Annotated in this window: 16 protein-coding genes and 3 tRNA genes; 7 read left to right on the top strand and 12 right to left on the bottom strand. The window is 35.7% G+C overall.

Annotated features, from left to right (window positions below; genetic code table 11):
- Positions 1-252 precede the first annotated feature (252 nt).
- The 5 genes from CGC52_RS08375 to CGC52_RS08355 form a co-directional block, all read right to left on the bottom strand.
- Positions 253-849, bottom strand: a complete 597-nt coding sequence (locus tag CGC52_RS08375) for a DUF2911 domain-containing protein (protein ID WP_172918179.1) — start codon at positions 847-849, stop codon at positions 253-255.
- 36 nt (positions 850-885) lie between these two features.
- Positions 886-1,593: a porin family protein gene (locus tag CGC52_RS08370; protein WP_042010191.1), complete on the bottom strand. Its 708-nt coding sequence runs from the start codon at positions 1,591-1,593 to the stop codon at positions 886-888.
- A gap of 11 nt (positions 1,594-1,604) precedes the next feature.
- Positions 1,605-2,342, bottom strand: a complete 738-nt coding sequence (ubiE, locus tag CGC52_RS08365; RefSeq protein WP_042010190.1) for a bifunctional demethylmenaquinone methyltransferase/2-methoxy-6-polyprenyl-1,4-benzoquinol methylase UbiE — start codon at positions 2,340-2,342, stop codon at positions 1,605-1,607.
- Positions 2,343-2,518: 176 nt separating this feature from the next.
- Positions 2,519-3,130 carry a hypothetical protein gene (locus tag CGC52_RS08360; protein WP_095894083.1) on the bottom strand — a complete coding sequence of 204 codons (612 nt, stop codon included), beginning with the start codon at positions 3,128-3,130 and terminating at the stop codon, positions 2,519-2,521.
- 245 nt (positions 3,131-3,375) lie between these two features.
- Positions 3,376-5,910, bottom strand: coding sequence for a putative LPS assembly protein LptD (locus tag CGC52_RS08355; RefSeq protein ID WP_369800759.1), 2,535 nt, complete (start codon positions 5,908-5,910; stop codon positions 3,376-3,378).
- A gap of 309 nt (positions 5,911-6,219) precedes the next feature.
- Here CGC52_RS08355 and CGC52_RS08350 point away from each other — a divergent pair, with 309 nt between their 5' ends.
- Complete coding sequence (locus tag CGC52_RS08350) at positions 6,220-6,738, top strand: hypothetical protein (protein ID WP_095894081.1); 519 nt, start codon at positions 6,220-6,222, stop codon at positions 6,736-6,738.
- A 166-nt stretch (positions 6,739-6,904) separates the two neighbouring features.
- Here CGC52_RS08350 and CGC52_RS08345 read toward each other — a convergent pair whose 3' ends face one another.
- A complete protein-coding gene (locus CGC52_RS08345) occupies positions 6,905-8,152 on the bottom strand; it encodes a TMEM43 family protein (RefSeq protein WP_095894080.1) in 1,248 nt (415 codons plus the stop codon).
- A gap of 143 nt (positions 8,153-8,295) precedes the next feature.
- Between CGC52_RS08345 and CGC52_RS11255 the strand changes: the two genes are divergently transcribed.
- From CGC52_RS11255 to CGC52_RS08335, 3 genes are all read left to right on the top strand, one after another.
- Positions 8,296-8,499 (top strand): hypothetical protein, encoded by a 204-nt coding sequence (locus CGC52_RS11255; RefSeq protein ID WP_157909130.1) that lies wholly within the window; start codon positions 8,296-8,298, stop codon positions 8,497-8,499.
- Between the two features lie 352 nt (positions 8,500-8,851).
- Complete coding sequence (locus CGC52_RS08340; protein WP_095894079.1) at positions 8,852-9,043, top strand: hypothetical protein; 192 nt, start codon at positions 8,852-8,854, stop codon at positions 9,041-9,043.
- Positions 9,044-9,059: 16 nt separating this feature from the next.
- Entirely contained in the window at positions 9,060-9,332 is a 273-nt protein-coding gene (locus CGC52_RS08335; RefSeq protein ID WP_095894078.1) for a hypothetical protein, read from the top strand.
- Between the two features lie 274 nt (positions 9,333-9,606).
- Here CGC52_RS08335 and CGC52_RS08330 read toward each other — a convergent pair.
- The 3 genes from CGC52_RS08330 to CGC52_RS08320 all read right to left on the bottom strand — a co-directional run bounded on the left by CGC52_RS08330 (position 9,607) and on the right by CGC52_RS08320 (position 9,922).
- Positions 9,607-9,680, bottom strand: a tRNA-Arg gene (locus tag CGC52_RS08330).
- A 61-nt stretch (positions 9,681-9,741) separates the two neighbouring features.
- Positions 9,742-9,816 (bottom strand) — tRNA-Pro (locus tag CGC52_RS08325).
- A 22-nt stretch (positions 9,817-9,838) separates the two neighbouring features.
- A tRNA-Ser gene (locus CGC52_RS08320) sits at positions 9,839-9,922 on the bottom strand.
- A gap of 207 nt (positions 9,923-10,129) precedes the next feature.
- On the opposite strand from CGC52_RS08320, the gene CGC52_RS08315 reads away from it, so the two are divergent.
- Positions 10,130-11,221 carry a CapA family protein gene (locus tag CGC52_RS08315; RefSeq protein WP_042347523.1) on the top strand — a complete coding sequence of 364 codons (1,092 nt, stop codon included), beginning with the start codon at positions 10,130-10,132 and terminating at the stop codon, positions 11,219-11,221.
- 217 nt (positions 11,222-11,438) lie between these two features.
- On the opposite strand, the gene yajC is transcribed toward CGC52_RS08315, so the two are convergent.
- The 3 genes from yajC to CGC52_RS08300 form a co-directional block, all read right to left on the bottom strand.
- Complete coding sequence (gene yajC / locus CGC52_RS08310) at positions 11,439-11,732, bottom strand: preprotein translocase subunit YajC (protein ID WP_042007899.1); 294 nt, start codon at positions 11,730-11,732, stop codon at positions 11,439-11,441.
- Positions 11,733-11,763: 31 nt separating this feature from the next.
- Positions 11,764-12,708, bottom strand: a complete 945-nt coding sequence (gene nusB / locus CGC52_RS08305; protein WP_095894077.1) for a transcription antitermination factor NusB — start codon at positions 12,706-12,708, stop codon at positions 11,764-11,766.
- A gap of 229 nt (positions 12,709-12,937) precedes the next feature.
- Complete coding sequence (locus CGC52_RS08300; RefSeq protein WP_042007894.1) at positions 12,938-13,318, bottom strand: DUF1573 domain-containing protein; 381 nt, start codon at positions 13,316-13,318, stop codon at positions 12,938-12,940.
- A gap of 260 nt (positions 13,319-13,578) precedes the next feature.
- Here CGC52_RS08300 and CGC52_RS08295 point away from each other — a divergent pair, with 260 nt between their 5' ends.
- Complete coding sequence (locus tag CGC52_RS08295; RefSeq protein ID WP_095894076.1) at positions 13,579-16,212, top strand: valine--tRNA ligase; 2,634 nt, start codon at positions 13,579-13,581, stop codon at positions 16,210-16,212.
- A gap of 256 nt (positions 16,213-16,468) precedes the next feature.
- Positions 16,469-19,606 (top strand): type ISP restriction/modification enzyme, encoded by a 3,138-nt coding sequence (locus CGC52_RS08290; RefSeq protein ID WP_095894075.1) that lies wholly within the window; start codon positions 16,469-16,471, stop codon positions 19,604-19,606.
- Positions 19,607-20,028: the final 422 nt, after the last annotated feature.

Below are 20,028 nucleotides of genomic sequence, written 5' to 3'. Positions count from 1 at the left end.
AAGATAAGGAAGGGAAACTCTTTGTCTTTGAAAAACAAATTAGAAAACCACAAAAGTCTTTAAAATACTTTTCACATATCAATTTTAGGTATATTCCACCACATACTTTAGGTAGCACTTCATCTTAGACAAAAAAGAATAACTTAGTTCCTAGAGGCATAACAACTGCAGCATTTTTGGCATAATATCTATTTTATATATGATAATCAATTAGATATAACAACTTTACTTCATAAAAAAAGCGGATGCTAATCATCCGCCCATATCTCGTTCTACTTGCTTTATTTCTTTCAAAAATTCAATAATCTTATTTACTTCATCAATTTTATCAGCTTCAATCGGAATTTGAATTTTACTGTATTCCCACTTGATAACTAAGTTAATTTTAGTTTCACTAATTCCCTCAAAAGTAATTTCCAAAGATTCTTGTAGCTCTTTTAGTTTTTCTACAGGAACTTTAATTTCAATAGCATTCTCATTAGGATCGTAACTATAAGCTCCCCATGCATCTGCATCGTAGTTAAGCACTACTGTCCACTCTTTTTCCTCTGGAGTAATAAAAATGGCATATCGTCCCACCTTAGTGGCCTTTCCCCCAAAAAGTACATTCTGCTGAAAGGTAATATTGGTAGCCTCATTAGCTCCTACTCGCCATACTTTCCCGAACGGAACTAACTCCCCAAACACTTTACGCCCTCGAACGCTGGGGCGTCCATAATCCACAGAAATTTTGGTAACTGAAAATTGCTGGGAAACCACTTGACGCGGACTTGCCATGGGATACTTAAAATCTTGTGAGTATCCAAAAAAAACACTGAAAATCAGCGCTATAAATATCATTCTTTTCATCTCATTATGCATTAATTACTTTTTAACAAGCAAAATCTATTCCAAAGTAAGATTAATCAAGAAACCTCTTGACTTCAATCCATTTAAATTTTTCGTCCAAGGGCTGTCTGGTTTATGGTCAGGAACCAACTCGTTTCTAACTGAAAAAAGCCCTCTGATAGATGGGGATAGTCTGAAAAAAGGAGTATATATGTCCAATCCAAAACCAAGTTCATAGAAAAAAACGTTTGTTTTGGTTCGGAACACCAAGTCATAATTATCAATCGTCAAATTTTGATTGCTACTCAGGTTGATAGTCATAGACCCCCCTGCTGTGACATAAGGTTTAAAATTGTACCAACGTTCAGCACTAAATTTGACCAATAAAGGGATATAAATATACGTAGATTTTACATCTCGCAAATAGTCCCTCTTTTCGGTCATATTGTAGAAATAAATTTCTTTTCGGTTATAGACCAATCCTGGTTCAAGGCGCAGGTCAATATATTTCATCAATCGTGCAGAACCCGTTAGTCCTACGTTAAAACCGAACATTTTGTGGGTTTGAACTTCCAACAGCGAAGTGTTGGTGTACTGAAGATCTCTATAATCAAATTTTAAATCAAACATATTTCCCCCGAAATAATAGCCCCATTGCAAAGGTTTCTCATCAAAATTCTCCAAATTAGTCAACGGAGATTTGAGTTGTCCAAAGGCAATAAGAATATTAAAAAGGAAAAACAATAAGAAGATTCTCTTTTTCATATTATAAAATGCTATTTAGATTTATTCCCTACATAAATGGTAGCAACTCCACCGAGAGTTTTGGGGTAGTATTTTGTGTTAGCAAAACCGATTTTTTCCAAGATAGTTTTAAACTTTTTCCCATAAGGAAATGCAGAAGCAGATTTAGACAAATAGGTGTAGGCGGAACGATCTTTCGAGAAAACTTTTCCGATAAGAGGCATAACAAATTTAGTGTAAGCAAAATACCCTTGTCGGAACGGAAATTTCTCAGGAACAGAGGTTTCCAAAACAACCAAGCGTCCACCAGGACGAATTACGCGAAAAATTTCAGAAAGCCCTTTCTCTAAATTCTCAAAATTACGTACGCCAAAAGCTACTGTTACAGCGTCAAAATAATTATCCGCAAAAGGTAAATTTTCACTATCTCCCAGAATCAACTCTACGCGATTGGATAACTGTTTTTTTGCAATTTTTTCACGTCCTACGGTAAGCATTCCTTCTGAAATATCTAGGCCTACAACTTTCACACCGTCAATCTCAGTTAAAGCAATTGCCAAGTCTCCTGTACCCGTTGCTACGTCCAATACTTTTTGAGGACGCAACTCAGCTACTTTTTCAACAACAAATTTCCGCCATTTGATGTCTGAACCCCAAGAAATTACACGATTAAGACCATCGTAAGTTCCTGAAATAGAGTCAAACATCTGTGCCACTTGTTTCTTTTTCCCATCGGTGGAATTTTTGTAAGGAGTAATTTTATCAGACATATATCATCTCTTTTTCAAAATAAATTGCAAAGATAAAGAAACTCCCTAAAAAACAATATGATAAATGTATTTTTACGAAAATAATAACATTTAACCATAAAAAACTTCGCCAAAACACAACCTTTTGGCGAAGTATATTCTCATATCATATTGTGAATAAACACCTTAACGTCTGTCTAAGTATTTTTATCGATAAAAGACTGAAAACTACTTCTTTCAGGCGAAAGTGCTTTAGCTAACTTTCCATTGAGCAAAGTGTAGCAATGTGCTTTGGATTTAGGACTGATAATTTTATACAAATCATAAATATCATTTGAGGATATGAAATTTGAATGAAAGGTATATTGGGGAGCTAACTCAAGCACTCCTTCTTTATTTTCAAACAAAAATGTTCTAAATCCATCTTCTTTTCTTACGTAAAGCAACATCTGATTGACATCGGAAAAATCTACTTCGTCTTTTTCTGATTGAGTGTAAATCACGATGCCAGCCAAGTTGTCATTATTGATTTCTGGTAAGTGGAATCGACTAAAAATATCTTCCTCCGAAGGAATATAATCACAAAGTTTATCACAAAATGAAGAATTGAACGATAACAAAGACAAATCATCAGAAGGGAGGTATCTGGTTGTGTTTACCTTCTTCTGTAAAAGAATTACTTCTTTTGCTTTACCAGAATCGGCTGTTTGGCACGTTTTTAGCCCTTTCCGAGTTTCGTGGCAACCCATTAAGATAAATGTTGCTGTAACGTAAAACAACATTTTTGTGTAAAATTTAGCTGTTTTCATGGTAACATTTTTTAATTAGGTTAATAAACTCATTTAAATTTCACTCGAAAGATACAAAAAAAAAAACGACATAAGCAAATATTTTCGCGAAAAAATAAGACTAAGTGCATAGAAACACTATTTTTTAGAGCTATTATAATTAAACCACATAGAAACATAGTTTTTTTCTATGTCTCTATGTGGTTCTTAACTTAATTTGCTGGAAACTTTGTTTTTCTGTAAATATTTAAGATTGAAAAAAGTGATTACCTCAACAAACGGTCAGGTTCTTTATTTTTATCAATTTTCAGATCCGAAAGCATACTGGCTTTAATTCCGATGAAGAAATACCACGAATTGTACTGACCTATAGGGGTAAACTGAAAACTCATTCTAAAGCTATTCAAATCACGTTCAAAACGGAATTGGGTGTATGTAATTCCCTTATTCACAAAATCATATCCACTTGAAATTCCCACTTGCAATTTGGGTGAAAGCTCCACATTTCCTGAAAACATAAGTGAGTTGTTAGAAATACGTCTTTCACGTGACATATTTGAATACGAAAGTGAATAAGCTATGTTCAAATCCCAAGGGATACGAGCATGATAAAATTTCGTTTTTTTATCCTCAGGTTCTTCTTTTTTTTCTTCCACTTGATTGTCGTTTACAGGTCGTGACGAACCAAACAAATCGTCGGAACGTCCTCCCGAAGCTCTGTTATCAGTTGTTTTTTTATCAGATTTATTTCTATTTGAAAATGAATAGTTTGTAGATATGTTTGCGTTAGTTAATCGGAAAAGACTTCCTCCATTGTTAATATTAAAAGTTTCCAATTGTCTTCCATTCGCATCAATAGCGTATGGATTGAATGTAGCTCCAAAATTTAATGGCAATTTTCCATTGAAAAGAGTTGTTCCTCCAGTCATGGTAACGGGACTAAATTGTTTTGTAATAACGTTATAGTTCGTATTGAAATTCAAACTATTGAGCAATGAAATCTTTTTAGGTTCAACCTCCGTACTATCTTTGGATCGCACTTTTGCTTCTAAAGTATTGCTTAACGATAACCCGATGGATTGCGATTCATTAAGTCCTGGGACTCCGTAAATACCTCCTTCAAAACGAGTGTATTGAGAAACTTTGCCAAAAGCATCTGAAATATAATTTTCGTAGTACTGATCGAATGCAGGTGTATAACCATAGCTCATTGAAGGACGCATTACGTGTCGAATCGCTTGAATTTTTCTGTCTTTTTTAAACTGAAATGTACCATAGACCGTAGTACCCAAACTCGCTCCCATATTGTAGGTCAAAAAACGGTCAAAGCCATTAATGGTGTCCATACCACTCCTACCCGAAGCTGCGTTGAAATCTGTTCTGCGGATGGTTTTAAACTGCCAAGTTTCGTTCAAGGAGGAATTTAACCCTAAAGTTATGTATTTAAACAGTTTAGCAGTCGTACTCACGGGGATAGAATGTCTAAATCCGTTTTTAGCTTCACTAAACATTTGCTTTGAGAAAAACAAACTATCGGTTGTTGAAAAACGGTTATCTCCTTGGGAAGAGTATTGAAAATTTAAGTTTTTAAGCAATCCTTTTTTACTTTCACCTTGTTTAGCAAATGGATAAATACGTTCCATACTCAAACGAAGTGCGGGGAGGGTCATCTCAATACTTTGTGTATTGGTATTCTGAGAATGTGATGCCGTTAAGGACAGATTCATCGAGGGATAGGATGGAAATGTTTTTGAATAAGATACTGATGAGGATAAGGTATTATTCAACACATTAGGCGAATTAATCTGATTATATGAGTTTTGATAAAAACGACTACTTCCCAAGTTTACAGAAGCTGAAAAATTTGAGTTTGGATTCGATTTTGAATCTTTCGAATGCGTCCATTGGATGTTGTAAAACATTGAATTGCTGTAATCAGGCAAACCTCGAATACTGTATATCTGATTCTCATAACTGAAATTAAAGTTTCCAGAAAATTTGTAACGCTTCTTATACGTTGATTGAGCTTTGAACCCATAACTTCCATTGGTGAAATAATCTCCCGTTACAGCCAAATCAAAATAGTCACTAATGACAAAGTAATATCCTCCATTTTGAATGAAATAACCTCTGTTATTTGCCTCTCCGAAAGTTGGGAAAATAAGTCCCGATGAACGTCCCGATACCATTGGATAGTACGCAAATGGGATTGCTAAAGGTGTGGGAATATCTACTATGTACATATTGCTCAACCCTGCAACCACTTTTTTTCCAGGGACAAATTTTGCTTTTCGTACTTTGATGTAGTAATCAGGATCATCCAAATCTTCTGCAGTGGTAATGATGGCATTTTGCATGAAGTAAGTAGAATCATTCTCCTTTTTAATGATTTGACCTTTGATGTTATTTTCATCTTGTTTGGTGTATGCATTACGGATAATGGCTCGTTGGGTTTTATAGTTAAACCGAATGGAATCGGGTTCTATAATGTCATCACCTTGCTTAAAAACAGGATGTTGCACCAATTCTCCAACTGAATCCTTAATACGACCTGCGTATACCTCCGCCAAATCATATTTGATATTGGTTATTCCTGAAGTGATGTCAATATCGGTGTATTGCACTTGTGTTTCATTGTAAAGAATGATGCTATTTTTAGTCTTATTGAAAACAATACTATCCTTTGCTTTATATCTGACTACATCCTCTAAAATACTTTTAGATTTCTTTGACATACTGTCTTTTGACAGGGAATCCTTTGGCAGGGTATCTTTAGTTCGCTTTAGCGAATCCAACAAGATTCGTCTGTTTTGATTAGTAGTGTCTTTTAGAAGTCGGTTAGCTTTCTTGAGCGTGTCTATGATTGAAAACGTTTGGAAATAGGCGTAGCCCGTTTTCTTTGAAGCAAACGAGCTAGTGTACCAACAACACGTGCTGATAAACAACAAACTAATCAGTAAAACTATCTGCCGTCGACGTTTTTGCAAAGCAATACATTTTTAGGGGTCAAACTTACGGATTTTTTCCAAGATCTGAAAGAAAAATTTTAGAATTGCAAAATTAGTTAGTACTTTTGTGCTTTGTCAGAATATTAATTCATTGTTTACTTTATGGAAAATTCTTTGTTTACTTTTTTACTGTTTTGCATTCCTGCATTAATTGTTGGCGGAATTGCGTATTACTTTTTCTACCTACATATAAAAAACGAGGAAAAACGCCGTCTTTTCTTACTTCAAAAGGAAAATCAGAAAATTTCATTACCTTTACGACTACAAGCATATGAACGAATGACGTTATTCTTGGAGCGTATAAGTCCACAACAACTATTATTGCGAATACCAGCTAGAAATCTTCCAAAAAAAGAATATGAAACATTATTGGTTCATTCAATTGACGAAGAGTTTGAGCATAATTTGGCACAACAAATTTATCTCAGTGAAAATTTATGGAATATCATCCGTGCAGCAAAAATGGCTACTATTCAAATCATCCGTAAAGCTACACACGATGAAGAATTGGAGGACTCCAAAGCTATGACAGAATTTATTTTCAAAGAATTTATCAATAAGCCTACACCTTCGTCAAATGCGTTAAGTCATCTAAAAAACGAAGTGAGAGAAATTTTGTAGAATAATTCTCTCCCCATTAGTCAATAAAGAAAAAGGCTGTCCGAAAAGGTGCATTTTAAAACAAGAACCATCTATAAATTATTAATTATCAGGTGTTTATTTTTTTAAAAAATTAAACTTTTCCGATAGCCTTTTATTATTTCTAAACGTTACTTTTAACTTCAATCTAAACTTGTTCTAATGGAGGTTCCTTAGATTTTCTGCGTTTCAATAACACGAAAATTCCAATAATGATAAGAATCAGCAAAATTGCAATAACGGGTCGGTAGAAGAGCCAAGCCGTAGCGATAACAATCAAAGACCAAGCTATCCCAACAACACCTGCCACAACATAGACTCCTTTCTCAACAATATTTCCAAGAAACGGAACGACTTTAAACAGCATGGAAACAAATCCAAACATTGTCCTGATAGCTGTAATTATCAATATCGCTCCCAACATGCGAAGTCCCCACGTCATTTCTTCGTTATCCGCATGAGCAGCTTCAAACATCTGCTGTGCTGAAACCTCTCCTTTTGCTACTTCCACAACTGTTCTGCCATTACTAGCTTTGTACATTTCAAATGAATTCCCTTTCACACTAGCCAACAACGAAATCACTGTAGGTTCCGTTTTTTCTACGGTAACCCTCACATCACCAACACCTGGTTTGTTGAACGATTTACCAATGTAAAGAACATTATCATTCACATGTGTCATTTTCGGTTTTTCTTGCTCTTCATCGTTGTCAGAAGGCTCTATTGATTTTCGAACTCGTTTTTTGGCAGACAATCTGACCTTTTCGGCCTCCTTTTCTAAAATTTCATTTTGTTCTTTTGAAAGATTTATCTTGGCAGGAGTACTATTTTGAATCAATTGTAGAATAAACTCAGGCAATTTGTAAGCTCCGAAATGAACGTTAGTGTTCAAAATCTCCTTATCGGGCAACTCTGCCAGGACAAAATTCTCATTCCGATACTCAGGATCGTGAAAATCCAGAGAATTTATTGGAGAACTCGACCATTCTTTTTTGTAGTGATATGTTGTTATTGTTTCCTCGCTCCCTCCCATATTCTGTACGGTCTCTGTCTCTGAGTACTCTACCCATTGATAGTATTCCACCTTACGACTCAATCCAATAGCTAATTCTCTAACCCCTAACATATTGTCGTAAATAGAATCTTGAGGAGAAGCGAATCCTGAGGCATGAATAAATTTACCTTCAAACTCTGGATTAATCGTATTAATATCCACAAGAGCAACCACTTCTGCAGCAGCTTCATTGAGGGCTTTTTTAGTTTTTACATAATTACCCTCATTCCAAAATAAAGTAAAAGTACCGGCAACAAGTAATACCAATCCTACGATAATGTTTTTTAAGGAATTACCCAAACGCCGCCCATAACCTGTCCTGGTCGTTTCTGTGTAAGCCATTTTAATTATATTTAAGTTGTTCTTTCTTATTATTTCTCCACAAAGGTAATTTAATTACATCGAAAGAACAACTTTCTTAACAATAAAAAGAATTTCTCCATCGTATTCACAAAGGTAGCCTGTTTTCAGACCTCAGATGATGGATGTTAAAATCTGTTTTCTACGGCGATATAGAGAATTTAATCAATCGAATGTCAAGCGTAACAGCAACTTTCAATCTGTCGCCTATTGATTTTGCTCAGTTCGACCTGTATAGCACAATCTACGTCAAGCAGTTAGGAAGCCCTATTCATGCCTATATCAGTAACCTACACAGCAGGAGAATTTGCTACGGTGGAAATGCTTAGAATAAGCCCCGATGAAAAAAATAACAATTAACAATTAATAATTACGAATTACGTAATTCGTCATTTGAAATTCGTAATTGTTAATTGTCTAGTGTACTAATTACCAATTTCGAGGGTCTTTATTAAAAATGATACAGTACCAAAAAACTACAAATGTAAAAAGTAGATAAAAAAAAGACACAATCATAAAAGGCAATGAAAGGACTATCCAAGTTTCAAAATCAATAAAGTATAGCAGTGAAAACCAAAATACGGTAAAGAGTAATAACCAATGTCGCTTTTTCATAACATCAAATTTTTATATCACAAAGATACAAAAAAAATATGGCAATAAATAGTAAATATTGTCGGCATGGGACAGGTACTGGTGATGGTACAGGGTGTAATTCCATCCACTCCTATTAATGAGCATGATGTTTTTGAAGCTCTGAAAGAATGCAGTTTTCAGTACAAACTTGTAAGTTTTGAGCATATTACCGATGATAAAGAGGTTATTTTGTACGGTTATCGTTGGATTTTATGGAAAAAAGAAGTAAATTTGTAAGGTAAAAGTTTGGGTTATGAATAATATTTTAAATAGTTTAGGTAATTTTTTCCTTTGGATATTTGCTATATGCATAGGTGTACTTGCAGGAGTTGTTTGGTTTATGTCTGAATATTGGTATATCGCTCTTGGAGTGGCTGTTATTATCTGTTTTTTATCGATATTGGTTCCTACTGATGGAAAGAACGAACAGATAAAGAAATGGGAACGTGAAGAACGTGAAAAGCTAAAACAACTAAGAATGAGACGAAGAGAAGAGAATAAATGGAAAAAATATTTGCGTAATTAAAGCCTAACTTTACTTGTCCTTTCGTAAAATCGGATTGATATGGAAAAATTCCATATCAATCCGATTTTTTTATGGCACAAAATACCATTACCACAAAAGGCGCTTTTAATTATTAACGACAAACAAAAAAGACTCCATTATAACGAAAATTGAATAATAAAAGCTAAAGCAGTTTCTAAAAGTAAAATATGGAGACTTTACGTTTTACTTTCGTGTTTAAATAAAATCGAAAAAAAATAACCCGCTGTAGAACAGCGAGTTATTTTAAAATCCGTGATCACGGCAGGATTCGAACCTGCGACCGTCTGCTTAGAAGGCAGATGCTCTATCCAGCTGAGCTACGTGACCGCTCTAACCAAAAAATATATTTCAAAAATGCTATGACATTAATGAAATATATTCTAAGCTGTCGGGGCGGCAGGATTCGAACCTGCGACCTCCTGGTCCCAAACCAGGCGCGATGACCGGACTACGCTACGCCCCGTAAAATTATTTAAAAATTGATGCGGAGAGACTGGGACTCGAACCCAGGCATCGGTTACCCGATGACAGATTAGCAATCTGCTCCGTTACCACTCCGGCACCTCTCCTCACTTATTGTTATGAACGTCTTTATTTCTGTTTTGCGAGTGCAAATATATAATCTTTTTTTTTCTTACGCAAATATATTTCAAACTTTTTAAAAAAAATATCTTACGTCATTGATTATCAAATTAAAAAAAATATACATGATAAAATGTCTTACAAGATGTTACTTTAAATATATTTTTTTATCTTTGTGAAAAATCACCTTAACAATGAAAAGAAAACTTTTTTTAATCTTTTTACTACATTTTTTCGCAATAAAGGCACAGGAATCAAATAACTCCGTCTCACTGCTGTTTATGGGCGACATCATGGGACACAGCCCTCAAATTGAGGGAGCGTATGACAACGAAAAAAAAGCATATGATTATATTCCTGTGTTTGAAAAAGTTAAACATATTTTTCAAAAGCACGATTTTGTTATCGGGAATTTAGAAGTTACTCTAGCTGGGAAACCTTTTAAAGGGTATCCACAATTTTCATCACCTGATGAACTCGCTGTAGCTTGTAAAGAAAGTGGTATCGGAGTATTGGTTACTGCAAACAATCACTCCTGTGACCGAGGTAAACAGGGGATTATTAGAACGTTGGACGTATTAGATTCTCTGCAAATTGCACACACGGGAACGTTTCGTAATCAAGAGGAGTTTGAAAAGAACAACCTGCTCGTACTGTCCAAAAACCACATCACCATAGGGATTCTGAACTATACATATGGCACTAACGGACTGCCAATTCCTAAGCCTACTGTCGTAAATTTGATTGATTTAGAAAAAATGAAAGTTGACATTCAAAAAGCTAAAGAACAGGTGTTGGATCAGCTAATTGTAGTGATCCATTGGGGAGTCGAATATCAACAAATTCAGCATAAAGAACAGGAAAAAATAGCTGATTTTTTGTTTAACAATGGTGTAGACATCATCATTGGTGGGCATCCACATGTGTTACAACCGATGCACTACTATCCAAAAAACGCATTACACAACGGGCGTTTACTCGTTTATTCCTTAGGAAATTTCGTGTCGAATCAGCGGAAACCAAATACTGACGGTGGAGCTATGTTTGAACTAACATTGCTCAAAGACGAACAAGGTACACATATCGTGGATTCAGGGTATCACTTGGTATGGGTAAACCGAAGTCCAAAAGAAAATAAAAAGTATTTATACGAAGTCCTACCTTGTAGGGAATATGAAAACGCTAATTTCAAGGATTTAGATGTGAAAGCGATTGAATCTATGAAAACTTTTATCCAGAATTCAAGAGATTTATTCAAACGTAATACATTTATAGAAGAGAAATAAGAGAATAACTAAACAAGCGTTTTCCCTATTACCAAAGTAAATAAAGACAGAAAATGGCAGAGATTTGTTTTGTATGATTCAGAATAGGTTTTTTATTAGAGTAAAAAAGGAAAAGAAATGACATAAGTACATATGAATCAATTATATACAAAAAAAGTTTCAGATAACAATACTTTTAAGGGTTGTTATCTGAAACTTCTGTTTTTGAAATATTTACTTACTTGGCTTCAGTTGAAGGAGTTGCGTTTGCCTTTTTTGACATTTCCAAGGAAATAGCGGAACGTTCAAATTTTATTTTTCCCGCCAAGGTTTCGATGACACAGCTATCATCGGTCAATTCAACGATTTTTCCGTGCATACCTCCTTTGGTAACAACTTTATCGCCTTTTTTCATGTCTTGAATAAACTTTCTTTCTTGTTTTTGTCGGTTCATCTGTGGGCGAATCATCAAAAAATAGACAACCGCAAGCATCAGAACAGGAATTAATAAATTAGAAAAATTAGGATCCATTGTATATAAATTTTAAAATTATTACTTTTTCTTACAGAAGCCCTCTGCCAACCTTTTTCAACTCTTTTTTCTCGTCAAATTCTTTGGCTAAACTATCCAAAATACCATTGATAAAGATGTTACTTTTATCTGTTGAGTATTCTTTAGCAATCTCAAGATACTCATTTAATGTTACTTTTACAGGGATTGTTGGGAATCTTAAAAACTCACAAATTGCCATTTTGATGATGATATTATCCAATTTGGCAACTCGCTCTTTATCCCAATTCTGAGTTTTATCATCAATGTAATTTTGGTATTTTTCATCGTTCAACACTACTTTTTTCAATAAATCTTGAGCAAAAAGTTTATCATCATCATTCTTATAAAGCTTCGGAACGAAATATTTTTCACTCTCATTCCCCTTAACTCCTTTCAATAATTTAAGAATAAAGGTATTAACTATTGGGAAATCGTCTGTCCATGTCAGGTTAAAATCATTGATATACTCATACAATTTATCCTCACAGGCGATTATCTCCTTAAATATATTGATTAAGAACTCCTTATCTTTATCGAAATTCGTGGTTTTCTCGGCCATGTACTCATTATAGCACTTACTTTCGAGAATCTTCTTGTAGATAATTTTAACGTATTCGGAATCTAAATCCCATCGATTCATACGAGCGTTATCAATAGTTTCATCCAACAATTCATTGCTCACAATCATTGTTAGTAGTCTATTATCAATAAACTTTCTATTTGGATTTTTCTCGGCGGCGGTTGCTAAATATTTTCTTTGAGCTATCTCAATCTGCTGAGATGCCATTTTGTGAAGTTCCTTAAACAGTGCAAAAGTCAGCAAATAAAGATTGTACATATCTTCGGTGCTACGCTGCAAAAACTTTACCTCTTTGTCTAAATTTTGACTTTGACTTAGCTCCATCGCATAAATGGATTGCATTACTTTTACTCTGACATGTCTTCTTGTGAGCATAACTTTAAGAACTATGATAATGGTATTGTAAAATAAAAATATATATCGTTAAATCGGCGGCAAAAATAGGGTAAAAAAATGAAACTATCACAAAAAAAGGAAATTTAATCAGATCTTTTTAATGAAATTAAAAAACTACCCAAAAAAGAATGTCTTACAAAATTAATTCCTTAACGGAATTAAACACCCTTTCTTGGATAGTTTCAACAAATGTTTTTATAGGAAAAGCCTATTGTTGTACAGTTCCTTTGATTCGCAAAGCCACAACTGGTTTTGTTTTAGCGTTTGAAGTTATAGTAACTGTTTTGCTGATTGGGCCAACACGATTTGTGTCATATTTCACCTCAATTTTCCCTTTTTCTCCTGGCATAATTGGCTTTCCTTTAGGGAAAGAAGGGACTGTACATCCACAACTTGAAGTAGCGTTAGCAATCACTAAAGGAGCTTTTCCTGTATTTGTAAATTCAAAAACACGCACTCCGTCGCTTCCAGCTTTGATTGTTCCGTAGTCAATTTCTTCCGCTGTGAAAGTGATTTCAGCTGTTGCCTCTTGTGCATAAGTTACAAGACCAAACGTAGCTACGAATAAAAATGTTAAAAACTTTTTCATGGTACAAAAAATTAAAATAATTAGTTATCTATATCATTGTTATTATCAATAAACATGCCAAGGTTTGTATTTTTCGGTTAAAAGTTTAATAAACCATAGTTAATAGAACGCTAAATATGACACTTAGAACACCTCAAACATATTCATTAAAAACGTGGAGCAAAGATAAAAATTTTCTTTAAATAAACAATTATGTTTTATATTTGCACTCAGATTTTGTAACACTCAATATTAACACTTAAAATAAAGAAAGTATCTTCATGGAAATCCCTTCAAAATATTTACCCAATTCGGTAGAAGCCAAATGGTACGAATACTGGATGAAACACAATTTCTTCCACTCAACTCCCGATGAAAGAACACCTTACACCATTGTAATTCCCCCGCCAAATGTTACGGGAATTTTGCATATGGGACATATGCTCAATAACACAATTCAAGATGTACTTATACGCCGTGCAAGGCTAAAAGGCTTCAATGCTTGTTGGGTGCCGGGTACCGACCACGCTTCTATTGCCACTGAAGCCAAAGTAGTGGCAAAGCTCAAAGAACAAGGCATCGACAAAGCCAACCTCACGCGTGAGGAATTCCTCAAACACGCTTGGGATTGGACGCATCAGTATGGTGGCGTTATCCTTGAGCAACTCAAAAAACTCGGCTGTTCGTGCGATTGGGACAGAACCAAATTCACCCTCGATGATGACCTTTATGCTTCAGTGATAAAGGTGTTTGTCGATTTATACAATAAAGGATACATCTATCGCGGATACCGAATGGTGAATTGGGATCCCGAAGCCAAAACCACTCTTTCGGATGAAGAGGTTATTTATAAAGAACAGAACGGAAAACTTTTCTATCTGAAATACAAAATTGAAGGTTCAGAGGAATTCCTCTTGGTTGCCACCACGCGTCCTGAAACGATTTTCGGTGATGTGGCGGTTTGCATCAATCCCAATGATGAGCGTTACAAACATCTGAAAGGCAAAAAGGTAATCGTGCCGATTGTTAATCGTGTTGTGCCAATTATCGAAGACGAATACGTGGATATTGAGTTTGGAACGGGAGCTTTGAAAATCACTCCGGCTCACGACAAAAACGACTATGAAATCGGCGAACGCCATAAACTCGAAATCATCGACGCCTTTACCGACGATGCCAAACTGAATCATCACGGATTGCATTACGAAGGAAAAGACCGATTTGTGGTTCGCAAAGAGATAGTTAAAGAACTCGAAGCAAAAGATTTATTGCTGAAAACGGAAGATTACCTTAATAAAGTCGGCACATCGGAGCGTACAGGGGCTGTTATCGAACAACGCCCACTCGACCAATGGTTTTTGAAGATGGAAGATTTGGTAAAACCTGCCATCAGCGGAGTTTTGGAAAGTGAAGAAATCAATTTCTTCCCAAAAAGATATGAAAATACCTATCGCCATTGGATGGAAAATATCCGCGATTGGAATATTTCGCGTCAGCTTTGGTGGGGACAACAAATTCCGGCGTATTATTATGGTAGTGGAAAAGAAGATTTCGTAGTTGCCGAAACCAAAGAAAAAGCCTTAGAATTGGCAAAAGCAAAATCTAATAACTATTCTCTAACCACTAATGACTTAAAGCAGGACGAAGACGCTCTCGATACGTGGTTCTCTTCGTGGTTGTGGCCAATGAGCGTTTTTGGCGGAATTTTAGACCCCGAAAACGAAGAATACAATTATTATTATCCTACCAATGATTTGGTTACAGGTCCTGATATTATTTTCTTTTGGGTGGCGAGAATGATTATGGCAGGGTACGAATTCAAAGGAAGAAAACCTTTTACCAATGTCTATTTCACGGGGATTGTTCGCGACAAACAGGGACGAAAAATGTCCAAACAATTAGGTAATTCGCCCGATGCGTTGAAATTGATTGATGACTTTGGTGCGGACGGCGTTCGTGTGGGGCTTTTGTTATCGTCCGCAGCAGGAAATGACTTACTTTTCGATGAGGCACTTTGTCAGCAAGGTAGCGGATTTGCTAACAAGATTTGGAATGCCTTCCGACTCGTAAAAGGTTGGGAAATTTCGGAGGCTAATCAGCCTGAAAACAACCGAATTGCCATAGAATGGTACCAAAATAAGTTCCAAAAGGTACTTGCCGAAACCGAAGACGATTTTGCAAAATACAGAATCTCCGATGCCTTGATGAAAATCTACAAATTGGTGTGGGACGACTTCTGTTCGTGGCTTTTGGAGATGGTAAAACCTGCTTACGGTCAGCCGATTGACCAAAAAACGTTTGCGGAAATTATCGCCATTTTTGAGGATAACCTCAAATTGTTGCATCCGTTTATGCCTTTCATCACGGAGGAAATCTGGCAACATATCACCGAACGAAAACCTGAGGAGGCTCTGGTAGTGGCAAAATATCCTCAAATAACTTCGTTCGATGAGCAGATTTTAGCCGAATTTGATACCGCTGCCGAAGTAATTTCGGGCATCAGAACCATCCGAAAAGAGAAAAACATTCCGTTTAAGGAGGAAATTTCGCTTTCTGTTTTGAACAACGAACAGATGGCAACCACTTTTGATGTGATTATCGCTAAGTTGGGCAATTTGTCTGAAATAAAATACGTTAGCCAAAAGGTAGAGGGAGCGATTTCGTTCCGAGTGAAGTCCAACGAGTATTTTATCCCGATGCAGGGTAACATCAATGTAGAGGAGGAAATCAAAAAACTCGAAGAGGAACTCAAATATACGCAAGGCTTTTTGGCTTCGGTGGAGAAAAAACTTTCCAACGAGAAGTTTGTCAGCTCCGCTCCTGAAAAAGTGGTGGAAATGGAACGCAAAAAACAAGCCGACGCACTGGCGAAGATTGAAACCATTCAGGAAAGCCTTAAAAACCTGCGCGGATAAGGAAAAGGAAAAAGTGTAAAGGATAAATAGCAATGTAGGGGCGTATCGCATACGCCCTTTTTCAGGTGTAGCAAATAATAGGTACGAAACATATTTCGCCCGTTGCGTGAAAACATATCGTAATAAACGAAAGACTTTTTCCCATTATATAAAAACAAAGGTTTGTGGGCGTATCACATACGCCCCTACATTACTAACAAATGGGGCAAGCAAAATGTATTTTACCGCTCCATACATAGAAATAAAAAGTTAAAAGATGAGCATTAACCAATATGTAGAGAATTTAAATAAAAAATATGCCTTAGGAAACACCACCGAACACACCTTTCGAGGCGATTTGGCAACGCTTATTCAAGAGCTTGTACCGAATATTTTGGCAACCAACGAACCCAAACGACAAGCCTGTGGCGCCCCCGATTATATTCTGACAAAAAACTCCTTACCCATTGGTTTTATCGAAGCCAAAGACATAGGCGATAAGGATTTACCGGGCGAAAACCGCAACAAAGAACAATTTGACCGATATAAAACTTCGCTCGAAAACATCATTTTTACCGATTATCTCTCTTTCTATTTCTACCGAAATCAACAATGCGTAGCTCAAATAGCAATTGCTCAAATTGTTAATGGAAAAATAAAGCCTATCACTGATAATTTTTCAGAGTTTGAACAGCTTTTGCGTAACTTCTGTTCTTACAATATAGAGAATATTAAAACAGCATCACAACTGGCTGAATTGATGGCTCGCAAAGCAAAACTTTTAGCACAAGCTATTGAACAAGCTCTACTTCAAGATAAGGAAAATAAAGAAGAAAGCTCACTATATGACCAATTTAAAGCCTTTAAGGAAATACTCATTCACGATATTTCTGAGAAGAACTTCGCCGATGTCTATGCACAAACCATTACCTATGGGCTTTTTACCGCTCGGTATCACGACCCTACTTTGCCCACTTTTTCCCGAATAGAAGCCTATAATTTATTACCCAAAAGCAATCCGTTTTTGAAAAAATTATTTGGTTACTTGGCAGGGCTTGAAGTAGATAAACGTATTGAATGGATTGCTGATGATTTAATTCAGGTATTTTTGGCGTGTGATGTTACCACAATGCTCAATACCTACGACTACAAACAATACAAAGACCCCATAGTGCATTTCTATGAAGATTTTTTGGAAAAGTATGACCCCGCACAGCGTAAAGCAATGGGCGTATGGTACACCCCAATACCCGTTGTTAATTTTATGGTACAAGCTCTTGACCACATTCTTAAAAAACATTTTAACCTACCCAAAGGGCTTGCCGACAACTCAAAAGTAAAGGTAAATATTAAACGAACAAGCAAAGACGAAGGAGGATATGACCAAATAGAGAAAGAATTTCACCGCGTACAACTGCTTGACCCTGCCACTGGTACAGGAACGTTTTTGGCACAAGTAGTTGATTATATCCACCAAAAAATGCAAACCCAACAAGGTATGTGGCAAGGCTACGTACAAGACCACCTACTCCCACGCATTAACGGATTTGAAATACTAATGGCTTCTTATGCCATTGCCCATTTAAAATTAGACCTGCTTTTACAGAAAACAGGGTTTAAATACAGCGACAACCAACGCCTACAAGTGTATTTGACCAATAGTTTGGAAGAACCCCAAGATGACCGCCATACCCCTTTTGCCAAATGGCTCTCCGACGAAGCAAACGAAGCCAACCATATAAAACGGGAAACCCCCGTAATGTGCGTACTGGGAAATCCGCCGTATGCAATTAGTAGTAATAACAAGGGAAAATGGATTGAAAATCTTGTGGCAGATTACAAAAAAGAACTTAATGAAAAAAGTTTCAATTCGCTTTCTGATGATTACGTAAAATTTATCCGCTATGGAGAAAAGTTTATAGAAAAAAATGGAGCGGGTGTACTTGCTTATATTTCTAATAATAGCTTTTTAGACGGAATTGTTTTCCGCCGTATGCGAGAAAAACTCCTTAAAACTTTTGATTCTATTTATATCATAGACCTACACGGCAACAGCAAGAAAAAAGAAACCGCTCCCGATGGCAGTAAAGACGAAAACGTATTTAACATTATGCAGGGAGTATCTATCAATCTGTTTGTAAAACATAACCCATATTCCGACAAAAAAGAAAAGCCCTTAGCCAACGTTTTTCATTATGACCTATGGGGGAAACGAGCCGAAAAATTTGCTTTTTTAGAAGAAAACTCTTTGGAAACCATTTCTTGGACTTCCTTACAGATGAAAGCTCCCAATTACTTCTTTGTCCCAAAAGATTTTTCTCTGCAAGAAGAATACAACAAAGGTTTTTCGGTTACTGAACTTTTTAATAAGTATATTAGTGGAATTCAAACGGGAAGAGATAACCTTTTTATTGATAGAGATAAGAAAATTTTATCTAAAAGAATTCAAAGATTATTAACTAATGATTTTGAAGAAGAATTTGTTAAAAAGTATAATATAAAAGATTCAAGTGGATATAATTTATTAGATAGAATTAAAAAAGGTGAATATTCAATTGATAAAATCACGAAATATCAATATCGTCCTTTTGACGAATCGTATATTTACTACGATAATAAGTTGGTTAAAAGGGCTTTTTTTTCTATAATGAAACATTTCATTAAAGGAGAAAATATCGGAATGCTCATTCCACGTCAAGCTATTACAGAAAAGTTTGGTTTTTTTATTTGTAATAACATTTGTGATATAAATTATACAGGGACAGCAGGACAATTTGGAGCAGGTCTTGTCTTCCCACTTTATTTATTTCCTGAAAATAATGACCCTTTACAATTTGAAACCGAGCGTGTAGCCAACTTTAACAAAGCGGTTGTACAAAAAATAGAAGCCTCACTATCGGATATAACCAAAGGAAAACCATTACAACCCCTACAACTGTTTGATTATGTGTATGCCGTGTTACATCACCCTACCTATCGCGAGCGTTATAAAGAATTTTTAAAGATTGATTTCCCAAAAATTCCGTATCCAAACGCTGAAACTTTTGTGCAAATGGTAAGTTTAGGAAAACAATTGCGTGAACTTCATCTGCTCGAAAGTTCTTGCCTTGACAATCCCATAGTAACATATCCAATAGCTGGAGACAATTGCATCGAAAAGCCATACATTACAAACGTTTCGCCATCGGAGGCTACCTCATTGCGTGTGTATATTAACGATACACAATATTTTGATAATGTGCCACTTTCGGCTTGGGAATTTTACATCGGGGGCTACCAACCTGCACAAAAGTGGCTCAAAGACCGCAAAGGACACGTTTTGGATTTTGATGACATTTTGCATTATCAAAAAATGATACTTGCTCTTGAAAAAACTGCTGAGCTAATGACTAAAATTGACCAAATAGCCATATAATTTTTAAACTCTGTCAAAGTTTTTAAGATTTTGGTAAAATTAGGACTTTCGACTTTACTCAAGTGTAAAAAACGTACGTTCTTAGCTTTCGGGCAAATACCTTAAGTTAAAAAACAGACGTTGGGAAGTTTAGAGTAAATGCCCAAAGCGAGAAAACAAGCGTTGTGAACCTTCGGGCAAATGCCCAAAACCAAAAAACACGTGTTAGGAGGTTTTGGGCAAATACTCAAAAGAAAAAAATAAATGCTCTGAACCTTCGGGCAAATGCTCAAAGCGAGAAAACAAGCGTTCTGAATATTTGGGCATTTGTACTAAGTACTATTTGCAAAAGCAAAAAATCAAATGTAAAAAATCTTCTTGAAATAAATTAATAAGTAAATTTATTTGTTACCTTTGTGGAAATTAAATTTTTAATTCTAAAA

Source organism: Capnocytophaga sp. H2931, from assembly GCF_002302535.1.
Classification (GTDB): Bacteria; Bacteroidota; Bacteroidia; order Flavobacteriales; family Flavobacteriaceae; genus Capnocytophaga; species Capnocytophaga canis.
Note: the sequence above shows the minus strand (reverse complement) of the source record. Positions and strands in the feature narration are given on the sequence as shown.